Raw genomic sequence first — 2,483 nt, forward strand, 5'->3', positions numbered from 1 at the left:
TTGACATTCGACAAAAATCGTGCTATAAACACTGAATAAATCTTTATGGTTTTAAATGTGCCTAAAAAACGGAGGAAAAAATTCTGTTGGTACATTCAGTAAAAAGGAGTTGTTTATTATGAAACAGAGAAAAATTATGCTGAAAACGATAGAAGATGCCAAGAAATTTGTCAATGCTTCTATAAAATGCGATTTTGATATTGATGTTTTTTATAACCGTGTTGTTATTGATGCCAAGTCGATTCTGGGAGTTATGAGCCTGGATCTGACACAGATTCTGACCGTTGAGTACATGGGCGAGGATGCAGAGTATGAGGCGTTTCTTGACACGATGGAAGCAAACAATGTGACAGCGGCATAAAAGGGCTGGAAGGCTGGTTCAAGCGGAACATAGATATCATAGATATTTTGGAAGGATATGTACGGTCCGAATCGGCATGATGAAAGAAAAGTTGATAGTACGAAAATAAAGAAAGACTGCGGGTGCCGGAGAGAAGATGGTGTCTGCAGTCTTTTTGATAGACATAAAATGTACGGGGAAGGGAGGAACCACACATGGAGCTGACCGGCAGGCAGATACGGATCTCCGTCCGCAATCTGGTTGAGTTCGTTCTGCGTTCGGGGGATATTGATAACCGGCGAACGGCGGGTGCACAGAGAGAGGCGATGTTAGCTGGGGGACGGATGCACCGGAAGATACAGCGGCGGATGGGATCAGGGTATCAGGCGGAGGTGTCGCTGCGCCATTCGGTGGAGGAGGACGGATTCCAAATCGTGGTCGAGGGGCGTGCGGATGGAATCATACGGGATGGAAAAGATGTCACGATCGATGAGATCAAGTGTGTTTACCAGGATGTAAACTGTCTGGAAGAAGCGGTTGGCGTGCATATGGCGCAGGCGCGCTGTTATGGATATATCTATGGATTACAGGAAGCGCTGGACGAAGTGACACTGCAGCTCACCTACTGTAATCTGGAGACGGAGGAGATCCGCCGCTTTCAGGAGATCCAGACGATGGACGAACTTTCCGAATGGTTTGCTGGTCTGATCCATGAATATGTCAAATGGGCGCGTTACCTCTATCACAACGGGCTGCGACGTGATGAATCAATCAAAGCGCTCGAATTTCCCTATCCGTACCGGGCGGGACAGCGGGATCTGGCGGTGGCGGTTTACCGGACGCTGGAGCGCGGGCGCAGGCTGTTTGTCCAGGCCCCGACCGGGATTGGAAAGACACTTTCGACGGTATTTCCGGCGCTTAAAGCGATCGGGGAAGGGCATGGGCAGAAACTCTTTTACCTGACGGCGAAGACGATCACGCGGACGGTGGCGGAAGAGGCGCTGGCGATTTTGCGGGAACGCGGGCTGTATTTTCGTTCGGTCACGATCACGGCAAAGGAAAAGTTGTGTATTTTGGAAAAACCGGTGTGCAATCCGGAAATGTGCCCGCGTGCGAAAGGGCATTTTGACCGTGTCAATGATGCGGTGTATGAAATTTTGCATCAGGAATTTGGAATCACGCGTTCGGTGATTTTAGAGTATGCGGAAAAATTTCAGGTCTGCCCGTTTGAGTTCTGCCTCGATATTTCTTCGTTTGTGGATGGGATCATCTGCGATTATAATTATGTCTTTGACCCGGATGTGCGCTTGAAACGTTATTTTGCGGATGGGGCGGAGGGAGACTATTTCTTCCTGATGGATGAAGCTCACAATCTGGTATCGCGCGCGCGGGAAATGTACAGTGCTTCTATTATAAAGGAAGAAGTGCTTTTGACGAAAAAGGTACTGGGACATCGTGCGCCGGCGCTGGGGCGGCAGCTTACAAGGTTAAATAAGGCGCTTCTGGAGATGAAGCGGGAGTGCGGCGGCTACCAGCTGCTCAAGGATGCCGGACATCTGGTTTCAGTGTTAAACAGTGTTTTTGGAGAAATGGAAAAGTATCTGGAAAAGCCGGGCGGGGAAGATGGACGGGACACGATTCTGGATTTTTATTTTTCGGTGCGACATTTTTTAAATATGTATGAGCGGGTCGATGAGCATTACAGGATTTACACGGAACTTCTGCCGTCCGGCGAATTTGTCATCCGGCTTTATTGTGTCAATCCGATTGAAAATCTGGCGCAGTGCCTGTCGCAGGGGAAAGCGGCGGTCTTTTTCTCGGCAACGCTTCTGCCGCTCCGGTATTACCGGATGCTTCTGTCGGATCAGGAGGAGGACTATACGGTCTATGTGCCGTCCCCGTTTCCGCAGGAGCGGCGTCTTCTGCTGGCGGCGACGGATGTGACGAGCCGGTATACGCGGCGCAATGAGACGGAATACCGGCGGGTACTGCACTACATCCAGGCGATGGCAAGTGCAAAAAAAGGCAATTATATTGTGTTCTTCCCGTCGTACCAGTATATGAACCGGGTGCGGGAAGTGGAAAAACGTTTTGGGAAAACCGGAAAAAGTATGGAAGTTTTGATCCAGGATTCTTACATGAC

Annotated in this window: 2 protein-coding genes; both read left to right on the plus strand. The window is 49.6% G+C overall.

What is annotated here, in order from left to right; genetic code table 11:
• Positions 1-118 precede the first annotated feature (118 nt).
• Complete coding sequence (locus QVO97_RS04970; protein WP_022359288.1) at positions 119-361, plus strand: HPr family phosphocarrier protein; 243 nt, start codon at positions 119-121, stop codon at positions 359-361.
• Between the two features lie 194 nt (positions 362-555).
• A partial coding sequence (locus QVO97_RS04975; RefSeq protein ID WP_288188987.1) for an ATP-dependent DNA helicase occupies positions 556-2,483 on the plus strand: 1,928 nt, incomplete at its 3' end.

Source organism: Clostridium sp. CAG:43 (assembly GCF_000434655.1).
Lineage (GTDB): Bacteria > Bacillota > Clostridia > Lachnospirales > Lachnospiraceae > Otoolea > Otoolea fessa.

Coding starts and splice junctions, on each gene's coding strand:
- QVO97_RS04970 (WP_022359288.1), top strand. CDS start 119: ATGAAACAGAGAAAAATTATGCTGAAAACGATAGAAGATGCCAAGAAA.